Genomic DNA, 24,385 nt, shown 5'->3' on the forward strand with positions numbered 1-24,385 from the left:
CGGTTTGTCGTGACGGCCGCCGCCGGGCGGCGTTGAATGGTGTCCGTGAACCAACCACTTGGGCACCATGCGGCGGAGGCGGCCGGTGGGCCGCCGTTCGCGCTCGAGCCGGGTGACCGGATGCTGCGGGTCCGTCTCGACGGCGGCGAGATGTACGCCAAGCAGGGGTCGATGGTCGCCTACCGGGGCAAGGTCGACTTCGCCTACAAGGGCCAGGGGGTGGGCGGCTATCTCCGGCGTGCGGTCACCGGCGAGGGCCAGGACCTGATGCGGGTGAAGGGCCGGGGAACGGTCTGGTTCGCCGAGTCGGGCAGCCACATCTCGATCTTCCACCTGGACAACGACCGCCTCACCGTCAACGGGCGCAGCCTGCTCGCGCTCGAGTCGGGCGTCCGTTACAAGATCACGACGACATCCGGTGGCCTCGGTGCGATGATCGCGGGCGGCGTGTTCAACACCGAGGTCTCCGGCACCGGCGGCGTCGGCGTCCTCTGCCTGGGCAGCCCGCTGGTGCTGCCGACGGACGAGCCCGTCTGCGTCGATCGGGACGCCGCCGTCGCCTGGACGGCGGGCGTGCGCACCCGGGTGATCTCCAGCTTCAAGGTCGGCAACCTGCTCGGCCGGACGTCCGGCGAGCTCGCCCAGATCGAGTACAGCGGGCGCGGTGGCTTCGTGGTCGTCCAGTGCGGCGAGGTGCCGGCCCGGGGCGCCGAGCCGAGTGGCTGACCGCCGGCCCTTCCCCCGGCCCCGGGGCACCGGGTGAGCGGCGCCTGCGCCGCCGAGCTCGCCGACGCCCTGCGCACGGCTGGTCTCCCGATACCCCCTTCGCCGTCGCTGCCGGCTTCAGGGCCGCCCGGCGAGGAGCATGCCGCTCTCGACTGGGCGCGGTCCGGGCTGATGTCGCTCACCGGCCGGCCCGGTCATCCGCCGACGGTGCCGGACGCGCCGGTGCTCGCCCGTGCCCGCGCCGCCGCCGACCTGCTGGGTGCCGCGTCGGCCGCGCTGGGTGCGCCGGTGGCGGTGGACGTCCCCGAGCTGCTGGGCGGCCGGGCGGCTCTGCTCGGCCTGAGCCGGGGCGGCACGGTCTCCGCGAACGGCAGCTGTCGGCTGCTGCGGGCCGCCGACGGCTGGGTCGCGGTGAACCTGCCCCGCCCCGATGACGTGGACGCCATCCCCGCCCTGCTCGGCGCCGCGCCCGCGGACATCCTCGCCGCGGCGCACCTCGATGCCGGCTCCGGTGCGCCGGAGGACGACGTCTGGGCGGCGGTCACCGCCGCGCTGCCCACGTGCAGTACCCGGGACCTGACCGAACGTGCCTGGCTGCTCGGCCTGCCACTGGCCCCGCTGCCCCCCCTGCCCCCCGCGGGAGCGGCGGTGGCGGCGCCTGTCCGGGTGTCCGGTGCCTGCCGCGCGGCGCCCGTCCCGGTCGGCGACCGGACCCGGCCGCTGGTGGTCGACCTGTCGTCGCTGTGGGCCGGCCCCCTGGCCGCGCACCTGCTGGGGCAGATGGGCCTGCGGGTGGTCAAGGTGGAGAGCACCCACCGCCCGGACGGGGCACGCCTGGGCAACCCGGACTTCTACCGGTGGCTGCACACCGGCCACGAGAGCGCCCGGTTCGACTTCACCAGCGAGGTCGGCCGCGCCGGGCTGCGCCAGCTCGTCGAGCGGGCCGACGTGGTGATCGAGGGCTCCCGCCCGCGGGCGTTGGCCCAGCTCGGCCTGGACGCCGACCGCTGGGTCGCGGCCCGCGCCGGGCGGATCTGGCTCAGCATCACCGGCTACGGGCGGCAGGCCTGCGCCGCCGGCCCCGGTGCGGGCCCGGTCGCCTTCGGCGACGACGCCGCGGTCGCGGGCGGGCTGGTCGCCTGGGACCGGACACCCCCCGACGGGCCGGTGCCGGTGTTCTGCGGCGATGCCATCGGGGACCCCCTCACGGGCCTGTACGCCGCACTGGCGGTGGCGCTGTGCCGGGCCGGCGGCATCGGAGCCCTGGTGGACGTCGCCCTGCGCGACGTGGCCGGCTTCGTCGCCAGGCCACACCGGGGCACCGACCCACACTCCGGAACACGTCCCCGCCCCCACCCCGACGTGGGCCAGGCCACCGGTCCGGCGGCCTGGCCCGTGGGTACGTGGTCGGTCACCGGCTCGGACGAGGCCGGATGGACTGTGCACCAGGCCGGGCAGCACAGCCCGGTGCACCCACCACGCCGCCCGTCGGACCAGCTGGGCGCCTCCGGCCACCTGGAATCGTGACCGGCACTAGCGCTCTGACGTCCCGGCGCCAGGAGGCTCAGGGCCCGGCGGGGAACTGACGATCTCGGTCGGCGGGTCGAGCTCCTCCCCGGCTGGGGACTTCGAGCTGCCGGAGAGGCCGGTGGACCTGGACGAGGGCGAGGGTGGGGCTGGTGCCGGGTTGCGCCGCGCGCCGTCGAGGATCACCTCGTCGCCGGCCACGGTGACGGCGTCGTCCCCGGCGGTCGCCGCCGTGGGATGGCTGGAGCGCCGCTCGGCGGCCCGGAGCCGCTCCGCGTTCTGCCGGATGGCCTGGTGGTAGGCGTCGTAGCGGTAGGGAAGCCGCTCGGAGGGCTGGGGTCGCCTGCCCGCCCGCGCCCCGCCTGCCCGACGGGGCATCCGGGGCAGCGCACCGAGCGCGACCGGGAACTGCGTCCGGGAGGTCCAGACCGCGACGCCCACCCCGGCCAGCCACAGGCTCCACACCATCCGGGCGAGGACCGGCAGCGGTGCGGCGGGGATCAGCCCGACCGTGGACGCTGCTCCGGCGACGAGCAGCACCGCGCAGCCGACACCACCGCCGACGAGGGCCGGTCGGGACCACAACAGGCCTCGCAGACGCAACCAGTTCGTCCAGGCCCCGGCGACCGCGACGAACCGGCCGAACGCCCCGTCACGGTGCGGCATCGCCCGACCGACGGGGCGCAGCGGGCCGAACGGCCACCAGCCGTCGAGCACGACGGCGACGAAACGGGTCGCGACGAGCGTCGTCCAGCCGGCCAGCAGCAGCGGGCCGAGGGTCTCGCCGCACAGCACTCCGGCGACGACACGCAGCAGATCGAAGGTGATCACATTGGGGTCGAGCCGGCCGGTCACGCCCGGCGGGTGCGCCAGCAGCGGCACCCCGACCAGCCACAGGGACCATCCGAAGATCAGGACGGTGCTCGTGGCCAGACTGGTGCACAGCAGGAGCCACCGGCTGCGGCGGGCGCCGTCCAGCTCCGGACGGGCCCGGACGATCCGCGCGGTCAGCGGCACGAGCAGGAACGCGGCGGTGGCGGTGAGCAGGACGCAGGGGATGAGCGTGCGCTCCCGCGCCCCCAGGTCGGCGAGGGTCGCCGCGGCCGGGGTGTTCAGGACACCCGGATAGCCGAACACCCGCGTCAGGCCGGCGATCCCCAGCGCGTTGGCCAGCGCACACCAGACGAACAGGGCGGCGCTCACATCCGCGCCACGTCGCATCGGGAGCACTCCAGGTTCTCGACAGGGTTCCGCGGAACCGCCTCCACGCGCAGGGTCGCCCGGACCCTACGTTGCGCTGCCTTCGGTCTCTGGTTGCCACGTGCCACACGCCACGACGGATGACGGCGAGGCCGGCCGGGTGATTGAAGGACAGCGGGTGAACACGCCCGTTCCGATGCGTTGACCGGGGTGTTCCACCGGTTCCGTGCCGTGAATCCGGAACCGGCGTACCCTCGTCGAGGGCTGTCAGCGGAACCTTCCCTAACTGAGGACAGGCTAGCCTAAATAGGCGCCGGTGTGAGCTTCGTGGCCGCCTTCCCGTTATGCGTTTCGCCCGACAGTGTGATTTCCTGTTTCCTGGACGAATAACGGTGTGCGGCGACCGGTCCGGCTCGCCGCGGGACGGGTGCCCGGCGACGGTCCGGGTACCTTGTGCCGCGGTGCAGCTGAGGCGGAACCTGCGCGGACGGCTGATCCGTGGCGGCCTGGCCCCTCGGGTCGTGCCCGGCCGCGGGGGCGTCGTGCCCGCGGCCGGGCGGTGCGTAGGGACGAGGAGTGAAGGCGAGATGGCGACTGTGCGTGGCGACAAAGACATCATTGATCTGCTGAACAAGGTACTGACGAACGAGCTGACGGCCATCAACCAGTACTTCCTGCATTCGCGGATGCAGAAGAACTGGGGCTATCTCAGAATTGCCGACTACTACTACCACGAGTCCATTGACGAGATGCGTCACGCGGACCAGCTGATCGAGCGGGTGCTTTACCTGGACGGACTGCCCAACCTGCAGCGGCTGCATTCGCTGCGCATCGGTGAGACGGTGCCGGAGCAGCTGGCCACCGACCGCTCCCAGGAGGACGAGGCGGTCGAGCTGCTCCGCGGCGGGATCGCGCTGTGCCGCTCGAAGAACGACGTCGGTTCCGCCGTCCTGCTGGAGAAGATCCTCGTCTCCGAGGAGGAGCACATCGACTGGCTGGACGCCCAGCTCACGCTGATCGAGCAGCTCGGCGCGACGAGTTATCTCGCGCAGCAGATCCACGAGAGCTGAGGTCCGGGAGCGTTCCGACACCGAGGGAGCGGGTCTGGCGCGTCCGGGGCGGTGTCGTCCGCCGGACACGAACAAACGTCATGGGGGTGCGGAGCGGGGCCATCAGCCGGGGGATAGTGTGCCTGGCCTCATGGATCTACGCTCGCACGGTGGTGTGAGTGTCATGCCCCGCGGTGGGCCGTGACGGCGCAACGGAGCGCCAGACAAGGAGGACACGGCTTTCATGACGTCCTCGACCGCGACGATCAGCCCTCGGCTCACCGAAGGTGGCACGGGCCCGGATGTTCACCCGACCGGCGAGGCTGTCCGGGCCGTGGTGGTGATGCTGACGGGGCGGGGTGAGAACCCGGAGCCCTACGAGTGGCTCGCCCGGCGGCTCGCGCTCGACGGTTACACCGCGAGCGTCGTCCAGAGTGGGAGCGGTGCGGCAGTGAGCGGGGCCGGAAGTACGGCCCGGGCGGTGGGGGRGGCCCGCCGGCCGGGCGTGCCCTTCGTCCTGCTCGGTTCGGACGCGGGGGCGCTCGCGGTCCTGGCGATGGCGGGTTCGCCGGCGCTGCGCCCGGACGGGCTGGTGCTGCTCGGCCTGCCGCTGCTCCATGTGCCCGTCGCGGGGATACCCGTCGCCGATCCGCCGCCGCGGGCGCTGCCCGACATGCCGATCCTTCTCCTGCACGGCCGGGACGACCAGATCAGCCCGCTGCCGCTGGTGCGGATGACGACCCGGACAGCTCCGAGGGCGGACCTGGCGGTGGTCCCGGGCAGCCACGCGGTGCTCGCCGGGCCCGGCCGCCGCTGCGTCCCGGCCCGCGTGCTGCTCTTCATCGAGGGCCTCATCGCGGACTGAGGTCGGCCGCCACCGCCGGCTGGCCTCCGACTCGGAGCGCTGGAGCGCCGGACCATGGTCACCGGCGGTGGGTAATTGTTCAGGGTCGCCTGACGTCAGCATCCGCTGTACTGTTCAGTGCATGGTGAAACTTGTCGCGCATGGAGAGGTCCTGGCGAGATTCGGGCACGCGCTGTCCGACCCGACCCGGGCGCGGCTGCTCCTGGTGCTGCGCAAGGGTCCCGCCTACCCGACGGAACTCGCTCACATCCTGTCGGTGAGCCGTACGAACCTGTCCAACCACCTCGCCTGTCTGCGGGGCTGCGGCCTGGTGGTCGCGGTGTCCGAAGGCCGGCGCCTGCGGTACGAGCTGGCGGACGGCGCGCTCGCCCATGCGCTCGACGACCTGCTCAGCGTGGTGCTGGCCGTCGATCCCGACCACGCCCACCCCGACGGGGCCGACGGACATGACGGCGATCCCTACAGCGGCGGGGACGACGGCCCGGTCAGCGACTTCCGCGGCCGTGCCGGCGAGCTTGTCGGCTCGGGCATCCTGCCCGTCGGCATCCCCGCACCCGCCGCGTCGGGTGCGGATCGCGGCCTTCCCGAACGGTCGGACCGTTGAACGCGCCCGGCGGCCGCGGGCCCGGGCAGGGCGATGACCACGCCCCGCGCGACGATCATGCTCGCGACGACAGCCATGACCACAGCCACAGCCACGACCACGACCACGACGGCCATGACACCGGTCACGGTCGCGTCCCGCGCCAGGTCCGCCGCACCCACGCCGCTCCCGCCGGCGCCGAGCACGGGGGCCACGAGCACGGGGGCCACGAGCACGGGGGCCACGAGCATGAGGGCCACGAGCATGCGGGTGACGGGTACGTCCCCCGCAGCCCGCAGTCCCAGTTCCGGCGGCTGGCGGTCGCCACCGGGCTGAACATCGGGATCGTCGTGGGGCAGTTCGCCGCCGGGCTGATCGTCGGCTCGGTCGCGCTCCTCGCGGACGCGGCGCACAACCTGGCCGACGCCGCCGGAGTGGYGTTCGCGCTGGTCGCGATCAGGCTGGCGCGGCAGGAGYCGTCCGCGACCCGTACCTTCGGCGGGCTGCGGTGGCCCGTCCTCGCCGCGCAGGCGAACGCGGCCAGCGTGCTCGTGGTGACCACGCTGGTGTGCGTGCAGGCGGTCGGCCGGCTCGCTCATCCCCGGCCGATCGACGGGCTGGCGGTGCTCGCCGTGGCGCTCGTCGCCTCCGTCGGCAACGGGGCGAGCGCCCTGTTCGTCCACGAGCGGCACGGGGACCTCAACACCCGGGCCGCGGTCATCCACCTTGCCGCGGACGCCCTGGTGTCGGTGGCGGTGGCCGTTGYCGGCCTCGTCATCTGGCTCACCGACGGTTGGTACTGGCTCGACCCGGCACTGTCGCTGACCGTTGCGGTGCTGATCGGCGTGCAGGCACTCCGGCTGCTCGCCCAGTCGTCCCGGGTACTGCTGGAGGCGACGCCGGTCGGCCTGGACATGTCGGCCGTGCGCGGTGACGTGCTGGCGGTGGACGGCGTCCGCGGGGTGCACGACATGCACATCTGGGGCCTGTCCGACCGGGTCTTCGCGGCGAGCGCGCACGTGGAGGTCACCGGGCATCCGACGCTGGAGGAGGCCAGGGCGGTCGCCGGCCGGGTCAAGGCCGTGCTCGCCGAGAAGTACGGCGTCGAGCACGCCACGGTGGAGACCGAGTGCGAGCCCTGCGCGCCGACCGGCAGTGACCCCTGCGGCGTCCGTCAGGTGGTGACGCGTCAGGTCGCCCGGATGATCCCGGTACATCGCCACTGACAGGCGTCCACCGGCGCTCTGGCCGGCGTCCACCAGCCGTGTGATCGGTCGTCCCCCGCTCGGGACGGGCACACCCACCAGATGGGTCCGTCCGTTCCGAGCCGAGGGAGGCCCAGGTGAGACAGCCGGGAACRTCCGATCGCAGGAGCGGGGAGGCGTCGTTCCCGCCCCCGAGCGACGCGGGTCGCGGTGGCGGGGTGGGCACGCCGACGATGTCCACCGTCGAGACCGCGCACTCGACACTGTTCTTCGTCTCCGACCGGGTCTACAAGATGCCGAAGCGGGCGCCCGCGGGCAGAGCGGATCTGCGCCGCCGGGAGGCGCGCGAAGCGGCCTGCCGGGCGGAGATCGTGCGCAACCGCCCGTTCGCCCCAGGCGTGTACCTCGGCGTCGCCGATGTTCGGGACAACACCGGGACACCGGTGGAGCACATGGTCGTGATGCGCCGGTTGCCCAGTGACCGCAGCCTGTCCGAGCTCCTCGCCCGCGGTGAGCCGGTCGAGGAGCCGTTGCGGGACGTCGCCCGCGCACTCGTCGCCTTCCACGAGCGGTGCGAGACGTCCGCGGAGAGCGCCTCGCGTGGCCGCCTGCCGGACGTCGAGGCCGGGTGGCTCGCCGCGACGGACGCGCTGGCTCCGTTCCGCCACGGCATGCTGGCGGCGGACGAGGTGGACGCCATCGGCCGGCTGGGCCTGCGGTACCTGTGCGGGCGCGCGGCGTTGTTCGACGCGCGGGCGACCCGGGGACGAATCCGGGACGGGCACGGGAACCTGCTGGCCGAGCACATCTTCTGTATGCCCGACGGCCCGCGCATGCTGGACCGGGTGCCCGCCGACGACAGCCGGCRCATCGGGGACGTCCTCGCGGACGCGGCGATCCTCGCGGTCGACCTCGAGCTGCGCGGCGCGCCGGAGCTGGCCCGGCGTTTCCTCGGCTGGTTCGGCGAGTTCGCGGGGGAGACCCATCCGCCGTCCCTGGTGCAGTTCTACCTGGCCCAGCGGGCCGTCGTCCGGGCGGGCGCGTCGGCGGTGCGGGCCCGCATCGGAGATGAGTCCGCCGCGGGGCAGGCCCGTCACCTCGTCGGCCTCGCGCGGGAGCACCTGCGCCGGGCGAGGGTTCGGCTGGTGCTGGTCGGCGGGGCCCCGGATCCGCTGCGGTCGGCGCTCGCCGGGCGCCTCGCCGCGGACCAGGACGGCTGGGTGCTCCTGTCGGCAGCGGCTGTGCGCCGCGAGCTGGCCGTCGACCCGCCTGGTGCGGCGTCGGCGCCTGCGTCGGTGCCGACGCGGGTGCCGACGCGGGTGCCGACGGCCGGCGGCGCCGGCGGCGCCGGGCCGGCCGACGCCGTGTGCGGGGAGATGCTGCGCCGGGCACGCGAGGCCCTGGAGAACGGTGACTCGGTGATCCTCGAGGCGCCCTGGTCGGACGTCGGGCGCCGCAGCGAGGCCGCGACTGTCGCGGCCGACACGTGGGCGGACCTGATCGAGCTCAGGTGCTCAAAGGAGGGCTCCTCCCTCACCGAGACGGTCCGCAACGGGCGCATCGCCGCCGGAATCCCCGGGTGACCGGATGCCAACCGTGTGCCGGCGACTACTGCGGGTATGTCAAAACGGACCGTAAAGGGGGAACAGTCATGACGACAGCTCGGGACATCATGCACGGGGACGCGCAGTGCATCGGTGCGGACGAGTCGCTGACCAGCGCCGCCCGGATGATGCGTGACCTCGGGGTCGGCGCGCTGCCGATCTGCGGTGCCGACGACCGGCTCGGCGGAATCATCACCGACCGTGACATCGTCATCCACTGTCTGGCCGAGGGGAAGGACCCGGACTCGGTTCGCGCCGGCGAGCTGGGGCAGGGCCGGCCGCTCTACGTCCGCGCGGACGCGGATCTGGACACGGTGCTGGAACAGATGATGTCGCACCGGGTGATGCGCATGCCGGTGATCGACAACAAGCGGCTCGTCGGCATCATCAGCGAGGCGGATCTGGCGCGGAGCCTGCCGGGCGAGAAGATCGGCGCGCTCGTCGAGGCGATCAAGAGCGGGCCGGCCGACCTGCCTTCCTGACCGGCGAACGGTCACCGTCCTGCCCGCCCGGTGGGGCGGTGACCGTCCGCTGTCGGCGCGAGGCGCGAGGCGCGAGGCGCGAGGCGCGAGGCCGGGTGTCGGAGGCCGGGCGCGCCGGTCAGTTCGGGTGGGCGCCGACGGCGTCGCGGATCTCGCGGCCGATGCCRCCGCCCTGCCGGGCACAGTGGGCGCAGCAGAAGAAACGGCCGGAGACCTCCACCCCGTGCCCGATCACGCGACAGTCGCAGTGTTCACAGCGGGGTGCGAGCTTCTGCACCGCGCACTCGAACGAGTCGAAGGTGTACCTCTCACCACTGACGACCCGTATCTCGAACGCCATCCAGTAGTCGTTTCCACAGGTATCGCAGGTCGCCATTGCGGCCTCCCCTCTCGGCACGCCCCGACATTACTTTCGGTGCCGAGCTGATCGCATGTCGTCAGACCGTCGGATCGTCAGGCCATCGGATCGTCAGGCCTTCAGGCGGGCCGCGAAGACGGCGGCCTGGGTCCTGCTGGTGAGGCCGAGCTTGCCGAGAATGGCCGACACGTAGTTCTTCACCGTCTTCTCCGACAGATGGACACACGCGGCGATCTGGCGGTTCGTCATGCCTTCGGCGATCAGTCGGAGGATCTGGCGTTCGCGGGCGCCGAGGGCCGCGAGCTGTTCGTCCTCGATCGGCTCGTCCCGCAGCCGGGCGAGGACCTTCTGGGTGACCGCCGGGTCGAGCAGCGAGCGGCCTGCGGCGATCGTACGGATCGCGCCGACCAGGTCGTTGCCCCGGATCTGCTTGAGCAGGTATCCGGCCGCCCCGGCCATGATCGCGGCGAACAGTGCGTCGTCATCGTCGTAGGAGGTGAGGATGAGGCAGCCGACCGCCGGCTGTGAGGAGCGGATCTCACGGCACACCTCGATGCCGTTGCCGTCCGGCAGCCGGGCGTCGAGCACCGCGACGTCGGGGCGGGCGGCGGGGATGCGGCGCAGTGCGGCGGCCGCGGTCGACGCCTCTCCGACGACCTCGATGTCCCCGGAGTCCTCCAGCATCTCGCGGATGCCCCGGCGCACGATCTCGTGATCGTCCAGGAGGAAGACGCGAACTCCACTCATGATCAACAAATTACCCGTGCGGAGGGCCGGATCGCGTGCCTGCCGGCCAGGTCGGCCGGTACGGACCACCGGCGCCGGGACCTTCGCCCGGGAGTCTGCGCACCGAAAGGCACATTGACGACCGACCGCCACAGCGCCTGGTCAGCGTTCGGCGGTGCCACCGAGGAAGGTGATCAGGTCGGGGAGGTCGCCGAGGGTGCGGAAGGTGTCGTTGAGGTGGGTGCAGGTGCTCGTGCCGACGAACGCCCGGCCGACGGTGCGACGCAGCTCCGCCGCGGGCAGGCCGACGAGGCGGTCGGCGCTGCCGAGTGCCTGCGGGCACTCCCGGCCGGGAAGCGCACCGGCCCGGGCCCGGGCCCGACTGATCAGGCCGGCGCTGTCGACCTCGGCCTCGACGCCGTACTCGTGGACGAGCACCTCGCGCCCGGGCGCCTCCAGGTAGGAGTCGCGGAACAGCGCCTCGACCTCGACGGCCGACACCGCGCCGGCGGCCGCTCCGTCGGTGGCCTCTCCGCGAGGGGCTTCTCCGTCAGTGGGACCGCCCCCGGCCGGGCCGGGGCTCACCGGGACCACGTCGATCCGCCGCAGGCGGCGCATGGCGTTGGGTGGCATGGGCGGCAGCGGATGCCACCCCAGCGGGTCGTCGCCGAGGGCGAGGTCACCGGCGGGGACGCTGACCGCGCGGACCGGGGTGCCCGGGTTGGCGCGGCGCTCGGCGGACAACTGGGCGAGCAGCCCGCCCTGCTGCCAGCCGGCGCAGACGTCGATCATGGGGTTGCCACCGGCCTCGGCCCCGGCGTTCACCGAGGCGCCCTCGCGGAAGATGCCGTTGCGGCCGAGGGCCGCGCCGGACACCAGCACCGCGACCGGCACATCGTCGAGCAGCTGCCCGAGCAGCGAGCGATCGGTCGCCGGCGTGGCCGCGCCGCCGCCGAGGTCTCCCGCCGGCGCGGTGAGGGCTCGGCGCGCGGCCGTGCGGAACCCTGACCGGGTCGAGGCGCCGACCAGGTCGGCGAGGGCGGGGACGGGCGGCTCGGACTCGATCTCGAGGACTCCGCCCGGTGCGGCCATGTAGTCGAGGACGACCCGCAGTCGGGCCTCGCCCACCACCACGGCCTCCCCGGCCGTGGTGGTCAGCAGATCACGCCCGGTGCTGATGAGGTGCAGCGGGCCGGTGAGYCCCTGCGGGCGCTCCATCATCACCGAGGTCGTGCGCCGGATCGAGCCCGGGCGGCGGGCGGGGGTGCCCTGCGCCGAGCCCGTCATACCGGGCCACAGTGGGATCTCGCCGAGAAACGTCGCCGTCGCCGTCGCCGCCGCCGACGCCGCGGGCGGCGGGCCGGCGCGGCGGGCACCGTCCTCGCTCTGGCGCGGCCGGGCGATATGTGGGACGCGTGGAGCGGCACGGCCAGGTGTCAGCCGAGTGAGAGACGACTGGACGGTCGTGGGTGCCGTCTGCCCGTGCGCCATGCGCATACTCCGATCGCTGCTCGCTCGCGGCCGCATTCGGTGGGCGCGATGAACAACCCCAGCGTATGGCGCGGTGCCGACACATCCGTCCCCCGGCGGTGACGGCCTTTTCACAAAAACATCCGCGCTGGGTGTGACCTGCGTCAAAACTGTGCTGCGAGTGTGATCTGCGTCGCCCGAAAGGTATCGGTCGGGCCGGGCGGTCGGACGTCCGAGGAATTGTTCGGGGTGAATCGTGTTCGGTGTAACAGGAAACAAAAAGGTATGACGTAAAGCTCCTTGCTGGCGCCCCCGAACCCGGGAAGCCCGAGGTCGCGGTGGGGCGCGGGCCGCGGACGGCTGGTCCCGCCGGCGCGTGGAGGACGGACGTCGCGCGCCGGCGGGAACTCGCCGCGGGTCAGGAACTCGCTGCGGCTCCGGCGCCTGCGCGGCTGGCGGCCGGGTCGCTCTGGGGAGCTCCGACCCCCGGGATGGTCGGCGGCTGGAAGACGTCCGTCGGTGCGGTGGCGACGACCGGCCTGCCGAACTCGGAGAACGTGGCATCCAGGGTGTTGCCGTTCTTGTCGCCGAGCTGGCGCAGCGGCAGGGCCGGGCCGACGAGCGAGACGAACAGGGTCGACGACTTCGTCGTCAGCTTCAACGCCGGGGTGCCCTGCTCGGTCACCTCCTCCAGTGTGGGCTGCTCGCCGTTCTCGATCTCCTTCCTGATCTCCAGGATCTCGTCGGCCGCACCGGTGATCGTGAGATCGTCGGACGCCCCGATGGACCCCGTGTTGATCCACTGGTCGGGGCGGGCGCCGGGGAACGTGCCCGACCCGGCCGTGCCGCGGATGTAGGCGACGTTGTCGACGCGGAGCACCTCGACGCGCTGGCCGTTCTGGTCGAGGGTTCCGGTGACGACGCCGTTCGCTGCGAGCCGCAGGTCGAGCGAGGCGGCCCGACCGCCGCTGACGTTGCGCCCCACGTACCGCACACTGCCCGCTCCGCGGAGCGCGTCCGCGGCGGCGGTGACGATGTCGGCGGGGGGCCTGGACTCGATCCCGTTGCGTGGCCCCGTCGCCGCCTGCGTGCTCCGGACGTCGCCCGTGGTGGTGGCGCCGCCGCCGGAGTCGTCGTCCCCCCCACCGCAGGCGGAGAGGGCGAGCRTGACTCCGAGAGCAGCCGTCACGGCGGCGAGTCGCGAGAATCGAGTGGACGGGTTTCGCATTGTCGTCCTTTCGCAATGCCGGAGCGGTGGCCGCCCGTGTACGCACGCGCCGGCTCCCGTTCCAGCTCGGGTGTGGTCCCTCCCCTGCCGCCCGTAGGTGAGGTGACCATGGACGACGCCGCGGACGATATCGGCATTTAATGCGACATGCATCCGTGGATTTGCGGCCGGTCGGATCGGGCCTGGTCGGATCAGGCGTAATCTGAACGACCGAATGGCGTGGCATCTCGAACCTGGTAGGCCCAAGGACGGCGGACGCGACCATGGTGACAGGCGACCCGGCGGAGCCGGACGACGGCCGGCTGCGGACCGGCGGCCCGGCGACCTGGGCCGCGGGTGTCCCCGGTGTGGCCCATGCGCTGGCGCGCTGCAACGACCTGATGGGAGTGCGCCGCTCCGTCCAGACCCTGCGGCTGCTCAACCAGGACGGCGGTTTCGACTGCCCGGGTTGCGCCTGGCCCGAGCCACGCCCCGGCGACCGCTCCCGGGCCGAGTTCTGTGAGAACGGCGCCAAGGCTGTCGCCCAGGAGGCGACCCGCGCCCGGGTGACCCCGGAGTTCTTCGCCGCGCACAGCCTGACCGACCTCGCCACGCGCTCCGAGTACTGGCTCGGCGGGCAGGGCCGGCTCGTGGCGCCGGTCTACAAGGATGCCGGCTCGGACCACTACACCCCGATCAGCTGGGACGACGCGTTCGCGATCACAGCCGCCGAACTGAAGGCGCTGCAAAGTCCGGACGAGGCTGCTTTCTACACCTCGGGCCGGACGAGTAACGAGGCGGCGTTTCTGTACCAGCTGTTCGCCCGCTCGTTCGGGACGAACAATCTGCCGGACTGCTCCAACATGTGCCACGAGTCGTCCGGGGTCGCGCTGACCGAGGCCATCGGGATCGGCAAGGGTTCCGTCACCCTGGAGGACCTGGAAACGGCGGATCTGGTCCTCGTCGTCGGGCAGAACCCGGGCACGAACCATCCGCGGATGCTCAGCTCCCTGGAGCGGTGCAAGCGCGCCGGCGGCAGCGTCGTGGCCGTCAACCCGCTGCCGGAGGCGGCGCTGCTGCGCTTCCGCAACCCCCAGCACGTGCGGGGCGTCCTCGGCCGGGGTACCGCGCTCGCGGACCAGTTCCTGCAGATCCGTCTCGGTGGTGACCTGGCCCTTTTCCAGGCGTTGTCCGCGCGCCTGCTCGCCGCCGAGGACGCCCGTCCCGGCAGTGTCCTGGACCGTGTCTTCATCGACCGGCACACCACCGGCTTCGAGGCGTTCGCCGCGCACGCACGCAGCCATCTCGGCGCGGCCGACGTCGCCGCCGCCACCGGTCTGCAGCCCGCCGAGCTGGACGAGCTGACCGGCCGGGTCCTCGCCGCCGACCGGGTGATCGTCTGCTGGGCGATGGGCCTCACCCAGCACCCGGCCGCCRTCGCGACGATCCGGGAGGTCGTGAACTTCCTGCTCCTGCGCGGCAACATCGGCCGTCCCGGGGCCGGGGTGTGCCCGGTGCGGGGCCATTCGAACGTCCAGGGCGACCGCACCATGGGGATCTCGGAGCGCATGCCGCAGCCGTTCCTCGACGCGCTCGGGAGCGAGTTCGGCTTCACCCCGCCGTCTCGTCACGGCCTGGACGTCGTCAACACGATCCGGGCCATGCGCGACGGCCGGGTGACGGTGTTCGTCGCCATGGGCGGGAACTTCGTCGCGGCCACCCCCGACACCGCCGTCACCGAGGCGGCGATGCGCCGCTGCCGGCTCACCGTGCAGGTCTCCACCACGCTCAACCGCTCGCACGCGGTGACCGGCGAGCGCGCACTGATCCTGCCCACGCTCGGCCGCACCGAACTCGACCTGCGGGGCGCCGRCCCGCAGCGGGTCAGCGTCGAGGACTCGATGGGTGCCGTCCACGCCTCACGCGGGCGGCTGACACCCGCCGGGCCCGACCTGCGCTCCGAGGTCGCCATCATCTGCGGCCTGGCGAAGGCCACCCTGGACGTCCCCCAGGGCGCGGCGGCCCCCGGGCGGCCCGCGGTGGACTGGGCGTCGCTGGCCGAGGACTACCGCCTCATCCGGGCGCACATCGCCCGCGTGGTTCCCGGCTTCGCCGGCTACGAGGCCCGGCTCGACGAACCCGGCGGGTTCCTGCTGCCGCACCCGCCCCGCGACAGCCGCACCTTCCCGACCCCGAGCGGCCGGGCCGCGTTCAGCGTGAACACCGTCGAGATCTCCCGGATCCCACCCGGGCACCTGCTGCTGCAGACGATCCGCTCGCACGATCAGTACAACACCACCGTCTACGGTCTCGACGACCGTTACCGCGGGATCCACCACGGCCGCCGGGTGGTGCTCGTCAGCCCCGCGGACCTCGCCGATCTCGGCATCGCCGACGGCGCGTGCGTCGACATCGTCGGAGTGTGGTCCGACGGCGTCGAGCGCCGCGCCGCCGGCTTCCGGGCCGTCGCCTACCCGACCGCCCACCGCTGTGCCGCCGCCTACTTCCCCGAGACGAACGTTCTGGTGCCGCTGGACAGCACGGCACGGCGGAGCAACACCCCCACCTCGAAATCCATCCTGATCCGCCTGGAGAACGCGGCGACCCGTACCGGAACCGAATAGCCGGCCACGGGCCCGTCGGCCCGTCACGGCCCGGTCCGCCTGCCTTTTCCAGGCCTGGGACACCAGGCCTGGAAAAGGCAGGCGTTCGGCCTGTTCGACGCTTTCCGGGAACCAGACTGGCCGGCCGGCGTGTTGAAGCGGACGGGCGATGGTGCATTCCCCACAGTCATTCATGACCAGTCGAGGTGATGAGTGTCGCGGACGCGATCGGAGCCGGCGGGCGGCGCGGGCGCGGCGGCCTGCCCGGACCGGCCGCGGGTGTGGAACGTCCCGTGCCCGGCCCTGCCCGTCGTCAGCCGGGAGGATCTTCTGGACCGGCTGCACCGGGTGCTGCGCCCTGCTGACGGCGCTGGGCGGCGGCCCGCCGCGGCCGGCAGTGAGCGGTGGCCTCCCGTGGCCGGCAGCGAGCGGCGGGATCCCGCCGGGCGGGCCGGTGCGCGGGGCGTCGTCCTCGTTCTCGTCCCGGCGCAGGGCAGGGGCGGGGTGGGCCGCGCGCATCTCGCCGCCGCCTATGCGCACCGTCATGCCGGTTCATACGGGCTCGTGTGGTGGGTGGACGCGAGGACGCCGGCCGGGGCCGAATCCTGCCTGCTCGACCTCGCCGCGGTCGTCGCACCGCCCGCCGCCGGGCCGCGGGCAGCCGTGCTGCGCCGGCTCTGGGCCGAGCTCGGCCAGCGCTCCGACTGGCTGCTCATCTACGACAACGTCGCCTCACCGCGGGACCTCGGCCTCGCCGCACCCCCCGACACGGGCCAGGTCATCATGATCACTGCGGGCCCCGGAGCTGCCCGGCTCGCGTCCGGGGTGCTGCCGGTCGATGTGTTCAGCCGGGCGGAATCGGTCCAGCTCCTTCACCGGTGCGACGAGCGGATCACCGCCGCTGACGCCGACCTCCTCGCGGCGGCTCTCGGCGACCATCCGCTCGCTGTCACGCAGGCCGGCCGCTTCCTGGCCGCGACCGGTATGTCGGTGCCCGCCTACCTGCGCCTCCTCACACAGCACCCCGGCTGGTCCGAGCCCGATGACGGCGACGGGCCGGCCCCGGCGCCCGAGTCCGAGCGGCGGCTGGCCGCGGTCGTCAGCACGAGTCGCGACGCCCTCGCGGCGGGCAGCCCGACCGGGGCCCGGCTCCTGGACGGACTGGCGTTCCTGGCCGCCGCGCCGCTGCCCCTGACGACGTCGGCACGCGAGCTCGTGCGCTTCGGGCTGGCGGAGGCGTGCGGCGGCGCGGTCCGGATGCATCCGCTGGTCCAGGAGCTGCTTCGTGCCGGGATGTCCCGGGAGCGCAGGGCTGCGGCCCTGTGCCAGGCCCGGCACCTCGTCGCCGCCCTCGGCACGGGGAACTCCGGTGACCGGACCGACGCCGTGGGCGGTGCGGGAGAGGACGCGGCGGACCCGCCGCTCCTCGCCGTCCTGGAACAGCACCTCCGAACCCTTGCCGGGCTGGCCGACAGACACGTCGGCAGCAGACACGCCAGCAGCAGGGACGTCGGCAGCAGAGACGTCGACCTCGATCCGCCGAGCGACCAGGACGAGGCGGCCTTTCGTGCCGTGACACTTCGGGTCGCCCGCTACCTGTGGACGTCCGGCCGGCACGGCAGCGGCCGGCAGCTGGTGCGGCGGGAACGGCTGCGCTGGGTGGAGCGGCTCGGCCCCGATCACCGTGACGTGCTCGCCGCGGCCGAGCTGGAGGCGTCGATCCTCGCGGACGGCTGCGATGATCCCGCCGCGGCTCGCGAGCTGCTGGCGGACGTCCATCGCCGCCGGGTGCTGACGTCCGGGGAACGGCACCGGGACACGCTGCGCACGGCGTCGGCGCTGGCCCGGGTGTGCGGCGAGCTCGGCGACGAGACGGAGTCGGCGCGGCTGTTCGAGGGCACGCTCGGCCATCAGCGCGCGCTGTTCGGCGCCGATGACAGGGACGCGCTGCGGTCCGCCGACGGCCTGGGCGAGGTCCTGGTCCGGCTGGGGGAGTACGAGCCGGCCCGGGACCTGCTCGGTGACACCTGGTCGCGGCGCGAGCGGATGGCCGGTGCCGGCGATGCGGACACCTGGTGGACGGCCGCCGTCCTCGGTGTGGCTCTGCGTGGTCTCGGTCAGGCGCGGCAGGCCCGTGTTCTCCACGAGCGGGTGCTGACCGCCGCGCGCGAGCGGCTCGGGGACGAGCATCCGCTGACCCTGTACGCCGTTCTGCACCTTGCGCTGGATCTGGCGGCCCTCGAGGAGACGGACGCGGGCCGGGACCTGTTCACCGAGGTGATCGGATGGGACGTGTTCGGATGGTCGGGCGACCGCTGGTCGGGCGATCTGCCACCGGGTCCGCAGGCGTCGGTGATCCGGTGGGCCGGTCGCCACCGGGCTGACATCACAGCTCTCTGGGCGGGCGGCTGACGGCGCCCGCCTGGAAATTGGCATAAAGATATATCGGTACGTGCGACATAAGCAGTGCCTGCCACGGTGGCCCGCCCGCGGGCGGCCGAGTGAGGAGGATGATCGGATGAGGCGACCGAGCCACCACACCGCGGTGATCGGCGCGTGACCGGCCAGGCGCGTCCGGCCGGGCCGCAGCTGCCACCGGTCGAACGGCTCCGGCCCGGGCTGTGGAGCATCCCGATCCCGCTGCCGACCGCCGGCCTCAGTCATGTCTTCATGTACCTGTTCGAGACGGACCGCGGCGCGTACGTGATCGACCCCGGATGGGACACCGACACCGGTTACGCCGCTGTCGAGGCCGGGCTCGCCGTCGCCGGTTACGCCCTGACCGACGTGCGCGGGATCATGCCCACGCACATGCACCCCGATCACTACGGCCTGGCCGGGCGCCTGCGGGAGGTCTCCGGCGCCTGGATCGCGCTGCACCCCGCGGACGCGGCCCTGCTGCGCCTCGACCCGATGGACCCGGCCGAACTGATCGACAAGGCGAACGCGCCGCTGCGGCGGGCCGGCGCGCCGCGCGAGGTGCTGCGGGACGTCACCCCGGCGCACCTGCCGCCCGGCCCGCTGCCCGCGATGGCCCGCCCCGACATCCTGCTCAACGACGGCGACCGGCCGGATGTCCCCGGCTGGGACCTGCGCGCGGTCTGGACACCGGGACATTCCCCGGGCCACCTGTGCTTCTGGGAACCGGTGAACCGGCTCCTTCTTTCCGGGGACCACATTCTGCCGCGCATCACGCCGAACATTCCCTTCGGAACGGGCGCGGCCGACGACCTTCTTGGCGACGACCCGCTCGGCGACTACCTGCGGTCGCTGGACAAGGTCGACGAGCTGCCCGCCGAGGCCACCCTGCCCGCGCACGAGTACCGCTTCGACGGCCTTTCGGAGCGGGTGAAGCAGCTCCACGACCATCACGAGCAGCGCTTCGGTGAGGTCCTGGCCGCCCTGGCTGCCGGCCCGGCCACCGGATGGGACGTCGCCAGCCAGATGGAATGGTCGCGGCCGTGGGCCGAGATCGAAGGATTCGTGAAACGAAGCGCTGTCGCCGAGGCGCTTGCGCACCTGCGCGCGCTGGAGCGGCGCGGGCTCGTCCGCGAACGGCCCGGCGAGCCGCCGGCCTGGGAGCGGATTCCCGCCTGAATGCGTCACCGGGTGAAAGCCGCTGGTCCCGGCGCTGAATGCGCCGCGGGCTGATCATCCCGCGGGGGAGTTCCGTCGACAGGGCACGGCCTTTTCCTGCTCTGTGTACGCTTGGTGCCGTGACGATGACAGGCTCCGCCGGTTCGCTCGGGCGAGGCCGAAGTGTCGGGCGCTGAGCATTCCGGGCATTCCTTCGCCGGGGCGCCCCGTTCTGCGGCGCAGCTGTGGGCGGGTGCACGCCGTCATGCGGGGCGGGTCCGCTCCGCGGGGGCCGGCTCGCGGTTTGTCGGAGTTCTCGCCCTGCTCACCGGAGTTCTCCTGCTCGCCGGCCTGGTGACGCAGATGGTTCTCGACCGGCGGCTCACCGCGACGGAAAGCATTCGCGAGCGTTCCGTCGCCGCCCTGATCGCGGCCGAGCGGCTGCGGGCCGGGCTGGCCGGTGCTGATGCGACGGCCGCGTCCAACGTCTTCGCCTGGGTCACCCTCGCCCCCAGCTCGTTGAGCCCGGCGGAACGCCGCTCGGTCTACGACAGGGTCAAGGCCGACGATTTCTATGCCGGTGACCATTCCGGCGACGTCTCCGCGGGCATCGCCGGCGACCTCACCGGTGACGCCGCCCCGGGCGGCGCCGGTGACGGGGCAGCCGGTGCCGACCCCGCCGCGGCCGCGAACCCGTACAGCGCGGCCCTGCGCGGCGCGGAGACCGCGCTGCTCGACCTGCGCGAGATCGACCCGGGAGCCTGTGACCCGGTTCGCGACCCGGGTTCCACCCACTGCGTCATGACCCGGATCGCCACGCTGATACCCGAGTACACGGGGCTCGTCGCGGCGGCGGTGGCCAACACCCGGCCGGGGAACCCGGTCGGTGGCGCCTACCAGAACCTGGCCTCCGACCTCATGACGAGGAGCATCCTCGGGCAGACCGACCAGCTGGTGGCCGCCTACGGCGACCGGGTCGACCGGGACTACCGACAGGCCACCAGCGGGGCGGCGGAGGGTGCGCTCCTCGGCGCCCTCGGCGGCGCGCTGGTCGCGCTGGTGGGTGCGCAGGTGTACGTCTTCCGGCGCACCAACCGGATGCTCAACCTGGGCCTGGTCACGGCGACCGTCCTGGTGGTCGGCGCCGGGTCGGCCGGGCTTGTGCTGCTGCACGGGCAGGGGGAGCGCCTGGCCACCGCGCAGCGGTCCGACTATGTCCCGACGACGCTGCTGGCGGCCTCCCGCACGCTCGCGCTGCAGGCGCGGACCTGCGAGTTCCTCTCCCTGATCTCGCTGGGCAACGGCGAGAACGCCGACCGCTGCTTCGCGGACGCCGTCTCGGCCCTGGGCTACACGCCTGACGGGCAGCCGAAGGGACCGTCCAGCGGCGGCACCCTGACGGCGGGTCTGACCGCGCTTCCCGACCGGTTCGCCGGGCAGCGCGCCGAGCTCGCGGGCGACCTCGGGAGCTGGCTGCAGGTGCGCGCCAGAGCTGTCGCGACACTGCAGGAGCCCCCACCGACGGCACCGGCCGGCGACAGCACCGGCGCGGCCGGCCCGACCGCGTTCGGCCGGGCCATCAAGGACACCCTGGCCTCCCCGCACTTCGAGAGGTTCGTCGGCGGCACCGATGAGCTGCTCGCCCAGGGCACGGACAGCTTCGCCGCCGAGCTGCGCGGGGCGGCGCGGGACGTCCGGCTGCTCACCGGCATCGTCGTCGTGGCTGCGGTCCTCGCCGTCCTCTGTGCCGGTCTGGGCATCGGGTCGCGCATCCGGGAGTACCGGTGAGCCGGCGACGGCGAGGAGGGCGACGGAGCGGGCCGACGTCCCCGCCGGTGTCCGCTCCGAGGACCGTGCGGGTCGGCCTCGCCGCGCTGCTGGTGCTCCTGTCCGGTGGGCTCTCGGCCTGCGGGACGACAGGCTCGCCGCTGCCGTACACAGCGGGCCCTCGTGCCGCCGCCCCAGCTCCGTCCCCCGCATCGGCACCGGCGGGCCCGGCCGCGGCTGCCCCCGGCGCGCAGTGTGTGCCCCGTCGCAGTGAGCAGCCGCTGGAGGCCCTGACGCTGCCCGGGGCCCACGCGCAGCGGGTCGCGGAGATCGAGGAGCGCCGGGTCCTGCGGGTGGGGGTCGTCGCCGAGGCGAGGCCGTTCGCCTCCATGAACTGGCACACCGGCGTGCCCGAGGGCTTCGAGATCGAACTCGCCCGCGCGATCGCTCGGGCGATCTTCGGTGACCCCTCCCGCGTCGAGATCCACGCCGTCGACACCCGGGACCGGGAGAAGGCCCTGGCCGAGGACGATGTGGACGTCGTCATCGGGACGATGACGATGACCTGCGAGCGCAAGGAGAAGGTGAACTTCTCCGGGGTCTACTTCGAGGCCTCGTTCACCCTGCTGGTGTCCAGAAACTCCGGCCTGAGTACCGTCGCGGATCTTTCGGGGCGCCGGGTCTGCTCCTCCCAGGGGAGCACCTCGATCGGGAAGATCCTGAATCTTCCGGGGTTCCCGGACGACCGGCCGGAACCGGTGCCGGTCAGCCGGGTGGGGTCCGCCGACTGCCTGGCGGCGCTGCAGCGCGGTGAGGTCGACGCGGTGGCCAGTGACGACACGATCCTGGCCGGGATGGAGCAGCAGGACCCGACCGTCAGGGTGCTCGGGCGGGAGGCGTTCGCCGGCGCGTCCGCGGCGGAACTGGCGACCCTCGACGAGCCCTACGGCATGGCGGTCGCCCGCACCGACCTCGGGCTCACCGGCCCGGCGGCCGAGGCGCGCCGGAAAGCCGACAGCGACCTCGTCGCGTTCCTCAACCGGATGCTGCTCGACATGTTCACCGACGGCCGCTGGCAGCAGTTGTACGCCGACTTCCTCAGCGACGTGCCCAGCATCCAGGCCCGCCTGCCGACCGAACGCCAGCCGCACTGGCCCGACGGCCAGATCGGCCAGGTGGGCCAGGCCGGTTAGGACACCGGTCCGCTCATCTCAGGCGCAGGGTGATGCGGGTCCAGGCGCCGACGAACACCCGGTCGCCGTCCCGGAGGGGCACGGGACGTCCCGGCCGGATCGGTTCGGGATCCCGGTTCACCCGGGTGCCGTTGCGGGAGCCGTGGTCGACGACCGCGTAGCTGCCGTCGGGCTGCCGCACGAGCCCGGCGTGGCGGCCGGAGACCGCCGGGTCGTCGAGCGGGCCGGTCAGGTTGATGACCGGCTCCGCGCGGCTCGGCCGGGCGCCGATGAGGATCTCCGGGTTCTCCAGCGCGACCACGCGGGGTGGCCGCTCCGCCGGCAGGCGCAGATCGTCCCCGATCAGGGTCCCGAAGTGAACCGGATCGACCTCGATGACGGCACTCCAGGCCGGACCCGCGGCGGGCAGCTGCCGGACCACCGGTACTGCGGGACGCCGACCGGTCGTGAACTCGTAGTGGCAGCCGAGGCAGTACGCGTCGGTCACCAGGCGACGGGTCCCGCAGTGCGGGCACGGCTCGGGCGGGGGCCAGCCGGGTTCGAACCTGCGATCCCAGCTGCCGACGGACGGCTCCGTGGACGTCACCCGCGGGGCCCTCGGGCCCGCCGGCGGCCTGGTCGGAAGATCGTCGAGGTCGATGTCGGGCACGTCCGCCGGCCGCCACGACCTGCCCGAGGCCAGCGTGGCGTCGTCGTCGAGGGCGTCGGGGTCGACGCCGAGGTCGAGGTCGAGCACGTCCCGGTCGTCGGCCTCCTCGTCCGGGTCGGGAGCGCAGCCCGTGTCCTGCCTGGCCCCACCGGGCACGCCGTGGGTGGTCTCGCCGGACGGCTCGGGCAACGGGTAGGGAAGCGCGGCCGCGGCACTGGCCAGCCACCCGGTCGGCGGGCGGTAGGCGGGACCGCTCTCTCCGGTCCCACCGGCGTGGTCCTCCGGGACGGCAGGCGAGCTCATGGGGCGTCCTTCGGTTCCGCAGGCCGGGTGAAGCGGGAGCGCACGCCGAACACCTCCAGGTCGTGCGGGTCGACGCCGTCCCGGATCCGCACCTCACCGGTGGCCGGGTCCGTCCGCAGGACGCGGTCGAGCATCTCGATCTTCTCGGCGTCGCCGAGGTCGTAGGCAAGGCTGCGGGCCGGCAGGAGGTACGTGAGGGCGGTCGGACCGTCGTCGCGGCGCAGCGCGTCGATGCCCTCGGTGAAGGCCCGTTCCAGCCTGATCATCTTGTGGCCCTGTTCCTCCAGCCGCGAGCGCTGCGTGTACAGCGCCGGATCCGGCGTCCACACGGCGGTGATGTCCGCCTGGCCGAAGGGCGGCTGCTCGCCGGAGACGAGGGAGATGCGGGCGAGCCGGCACGGGTCCGGCGACGTGCGTGGGCGCAGGCCCGAGACGGTGATGTGGTAGCTGCGCTGCTCGGCGCCCCAGGCGCCGGTGGGGAAGTCACATTCCAGCGCACTGACCGGCCGGGCCCGCCCCAGCAGGTCGCTGATGGCAGGAGTGACCTGCTTGAAGCTGCTGACCTGCGCGTTCTTCGGGACCCACACCCGCAGCGCGATCTCCGGCTGGAGGCGGGCCATCGCGGTGTCGGTCATCTTCTGGAAGTCGGCGGCCAGGTCGGCCGGGTCGGCGATGTCGCGGGCGCTGCCGAGCAGGGCGTCGGAGACGGCGTTGAGCTCGGCAGCGACCCAACCACGGCCCACTCCGCGGCTGTCGCACTGGAAACGGCCCTGGCAGGCGGCCAGCGCAGCCTGGAAAGCCGCCGGTGTCTCGTGCTCGTTCTTCCCGTCGGTGAGCAGGATGGCGTGCCGGAAACCGCCGGTGTGCGCCGCGAACAGGTCGCGGGCGGCGAGCAGCCAGCGGCCGATGGCCGTCCCGCCGGCCGCGTCGATCCGGTTGATGTGCCGCTTCGCCTCCGCCTGGTGCTCCGCGGTGGCAGGCGCCAGGCCGCCACCGGGCGGGTAGACCGGCTGGGCGGTGCTCGTCCCGCGGATCACGGCGAACCGGGCGCCCGGCCGCAGGGCGTCGACGGCGGCGCAGGCCGCTCGCCGCGCCGCGTAGATCTTCGTCGGGGGCGCCATCATCGACCCGGAGCAGTCGACGATGATGACCTCCGCGTAGTCCGTGTTGCGGTGGCCCGGCGTCCCGTCCTCGCGGGCCCGCACCGTGACCAGCGCGTGCGCGTCGGTGGTGTCCCTGGCGAGGAAGCCACCGCTGTCGGCCTGAACCGTGAAACTGATCATGGGAGATCT

General features: G+C 73.3%; 20 protein-coding genes. 13 read left to right on the forward strand and 7 right to left on the reverse strand.

Annotation, left to right across the window (positions count from 1 at the left end; genetic code table 11):
• Positions 1–36: 36 nt before the first annotated feature.
• Positions 37–726, forward strand: a complete 690-nt coding sequence (locus CC117_RS16580; RefSeq protein WP_071085137.1) for an AIM24 family protein — start codon at positions 37–39, stop codon at positions 724–726.
• Positions 727–759: 33 nt separating this feature from the next.
• Positions 760–2,253 (forward strand): CoA transferase, encoded by a 1,494-nt coding sequence (locus CC117_RS16585; RefSeq protein ID WP_241830165.1) that lies wholly within the window; start codon positions 760–762, stop codon positions 2,251–2,253.
• A 6-nt stretch (positions 2,254–2,259) separates the two neighbouring features.
• Here CC117_RS16585 and CC117_RS16590 read toward each other — a convergent pair whose 3' ends face one another.
• Entirely contained in the window at positions 2,260–3,474 is a 1,215-nt protein-coding gene (locus CC117_RS16590) for a hypothetical protein (protein ID WP_071085139.1), read from the reverse strand.
• A gap of 575 nt (positions 3,475–4,049) precedes the next feature.
• Here CC117_RS16590 and bfr point away from each other — a divergent pair.
• The 6 genes from bfr to CC117_RS16620 all read left to right on the forward strand — a co-directional run bounded on the left by bfr (position 4,050) and on the right by CC117_RS16620 (position 9,241).
• Positions 4,050–4,523, forward strand: coding sequence for a bacterioferritin (bfr, locus tag CC117_RS16595; protein ID WP_198541882.1), 474 nt, complete (start codon positions 4,050–4,052; stop codon positions 4,521–4,523).
• A gap of 223 nt (positions 4,524–4,746) precedes the next feature.
• Positions 4,747–5,367: an alpha/beta hydrolase gene (locus CC117_RS16600; RefSeq protein ID WP_071085143.1), complete on the forward strand. Its 621-nt coding sequence runs from the start codon at positions 4,747–4,749 to the stop codon at positions 5,365–5,367.
• Positions 5,368–5,488: 121 nt separating this feature from the next.
• Positions 5,489–5,971: an ArsR/SmtB family transcription factor gene (locus CC117_RS40135; protein WP_071085145.1), complete on the forward strand. Its 483-nt coding sequence runs from the start codon at positions 5,489–5,491 to the stop codon at positions 5,969–5,971.
• The gene (locus tag CC117_RS16610) at positions 5,968–7,176 is read left to right on the forward strand and encodes a cation diffusion facilitator family transporter (protein WP_071085147.1); all 1,209 of its coding nucleotides are present in this window, start codon (positions 5,968–5,970) and stop codon (positions 7,174–7,176) included. The genes CC117_RS40135 and CC117_RS16610 overlap by 4 nt, the downstream gene beginning before the upstream one ends.
• Before the next feature lie 116 nt (positions 7,177–7,292).
• On the forward strand, positions 7,293–8,738 hold the full coding sequence (locus CC117_RS16615; protein WP_241830166.1) for a hypothetical protein: 1,446 nt from the start codon (positions 7,293–7,295) through the stop codon (positions 8,736–8,738).
• A 68-nt stretch (positions 8,739–8,806) separates the two neighbouring features.
• Positions 8,807–9,241, forward strand: coding sequence for a CBS domain-containing protein (locus CC117_RS16620; RefSeq protein WP_071085151.1), 435 nt, complete (start codon positions 8,807–8,809; stop codon positions 9,239–9,241).
• A 118-nt stretch (positions 9,242–9,359) separates the two neighbouring features.
• Here CC117_RS16620 and CC117_RS16625 read toward each other — a convergent pair whose 3' ends face one another.
• The 4 genes from CC117_RS16625 to CC117_RS16640 form a co-directional block, all read right to left on the reverse strand.
• Positions 9,360–9,617 carry a Prokaryotic metallothionein gene (locus CC117_RS16625; RefSeq protein ID WP_071085152.1) on the reverse strand — a complete coding sequence of 86 codons (258 nt, stop codon included), beginning with the start codon at positions 9,615–9,617 and terminating at the stop codon, positions 9,360–9,362.
• Between the two features lie 93 nt (positions 9,618–9,710).
• A complete protein-coding gene (locus CC117_RS16630; protein ID WP_071085154.1) occupies positions 9,711–10,346 on the reverse strand; it encodes a response regulator in 636 nt (211 codons plus the stop codon).
• A 141-nt stretch (positions 10,347–10,487) separates the two neighbouring features.
• Positions 10,488–11,822, reverse strand: a complete 1,335-nt coding sequence (locus CC117_RS16635; RefSeq protein ID WP_241830168.1) for a DUF2889 domain-containing protein — start codon at positions 11,820–11,822, stop codon at positions 10,488–10,490.
• A gap of 391 nt (positions 11,823–12,213) precedes the next feature.
• Complete coding sequence (locus tag CC117_RS16640; RefSeq protein WP_241830169.1) at positions 12,214–12,984, reverse strand: hypothetical protein; 771 nt, start codon at positions 12,982–12,984, stop codon at positions 12,214–12,216.
• A 302-nt stretch (positions 12,985–13,286) separates the two neighbouring features.
• Here CC117_RS16640 and CC117_RS16645 point away from each other — a divergent pair, with 302 nt between their 5' ends.
• The 5 genes from CC117_RS16645 to CC117_RS16665 all read left to right on the forward strand — a co-directional run bounded on the left by CC117_RS16645 (position 13,287) and on the right by CC117_RS16665 (position 22,141).
• The gene (locus CC117_RS16645; RefSeq protein ID WP_071085158.1) at positions 13,287–15,626 is read left to right on the forward strand and encodes an FdhF/YdeP family oxidoreductase; all 2,340 of its coding nucleotides are present in this window, start codon (positions 13,287–13,289) and stop codon (positions 15,624–15,626) included.
• Positions 15,627–15,818: 192 nt separating this feature from the next.
• Positions 15,819–18,017, forward strand: a complete 2,199-nt coding sequence (locus CC117_RS16650) for a tetratricopeptide repeat protein (RefSeq protein WP_071085160.1) — start codon at positions 15,819–15,821, stop codon at positions 18,015–18,017.
• 144 nt (positions 18,018–18,161) lie between these two features.
• On the forward strand, positions 18,162–19,202 hold the full coding sequence (locus CC117_RS16655) for an MBL fold metallo-hydrolase (protein ID WP_071085162.1): 1,041 nt from the start codon (positions 18,162–18,164) through the stop codon (positions 19,200–19,202).
• Between the two features lie 162 nt (positions 19,203–19,364).
• Positions 19,365–20,969 carry a hypothetical protein gene (locus tag CC117_RS16660; protein WP_116287812.1) on the forward strand — a complete coding sequence of 535 codons (1,605 nt, stop codon included), beginning with the start codon at positions 19,365–19,367 and terminating at the stop codon, positions 20,967–20,969.
• Positions 20,970–21,016: 47 nt separating this feature from the next.
• Positions 21,017–22,141: a glutamate ABC transporter substrate-binding protein gene (locus CC117_RS16665; protein WP_116287813.1), complete on the forward strand. Its 1,125-nt coding sequence runs from the start codon at positions 21,017–21,019 to the stop codon at positions 22,139–22,141.
• Positions 22,142–22,154: 13 nt separating this feature from the next.
• Here CC117_RS16665 and CC117_RS38165 read toward each other — a convergent pair whose 3' ends face one another.
• Complete coding sequence (locus CC117_RS38165) at positions 22,155–23,093, reverse strand: FHA domain-containing protein (protein ID WP_071085164.1); 939 nt, start codon at positions 23,091–23,093, stop codon at positions 22,155–22,157.
• Positions 23,090–24,376 (reverse strand): VWA domain-containing protein, encoded by a 1,287-nt coding sequence (locus CC117_RS16675; protein ID WP_071085167.1) that lies wholly within the window; start codon positions 24,374–24,376, stop codon positions 23,090–23,092. The genes CC117_RS38165 and CC117_RS16675 overlap by 4 nt, the downstream gene beginning before the upstream one ends.
• Positions 24,377–24,385 lie beyond the last annotated feature (9 nt).

The sequence above is a fragment of the Parafrankia colletiae genome (assembly GCF_001854655.1).
In the GTDB taxonomy this organism is placed as follows: Bacteria; Actinomycetota; Actinomycetes; order Frankiales; family Frankiaceae; genus Parafrankia; species Parafrankia colletiae.

Excerpts from the sequence above, each read along its gene's own strand:
- CC117_RS16630 (WP_071085154.1), bottom strand. The coding sequence starts at position 10,346 with ATGAGTGGAGTTCGCGTCTTCCTCCTGGACGATCACGAGATCGTGCGC.
- CC117_RS38165 (WP_071085164.1), bottom strand. The coding sequence starts at position 23,093 with ATGAGCTCGCCTGCCGTCCCGGAGGACCACGCCGGTGGGACCGGAGAG.
- CC117_RS16620 (WP_071085151.1), top strand. The coding sequence starts at position 8,807 with ATGACGACAGCTCGGGACATCATGCACGGGGACGCGCAGTGCATCGGT.
- CC117_RS40135 (WP_071085145.1), top strand. The coding sequence starts at position 5,489 with ATGGTGAAACTTGTCGCGCATGGAGAGGTCCTGGCGAGATTCGGGCAC.
- CC117_RS16675 (WP_071085167.1), bottom strand. The coding sequence starts at position 24,376 with ATGATCAGTTTCACGGTTCAGGCCGACAGCGGTGGCTTCCTCGCCAGG.
- CC117_RS16590 (WP_071085139.1), bottom strand. The coding sequence starts at position 3,474 with ATGCGACGTGGCGCGGATGTGAGCGCCGCCCTGTTCGTCTGGTGTGCG.
- CC117_RS16580 (WP_071085137.1), top strand. The coding sequence starts at position 37 with ATGGTGTCCGTGAACCAACCACTTGGGCACCATGCGGCGGAGGCGGCC.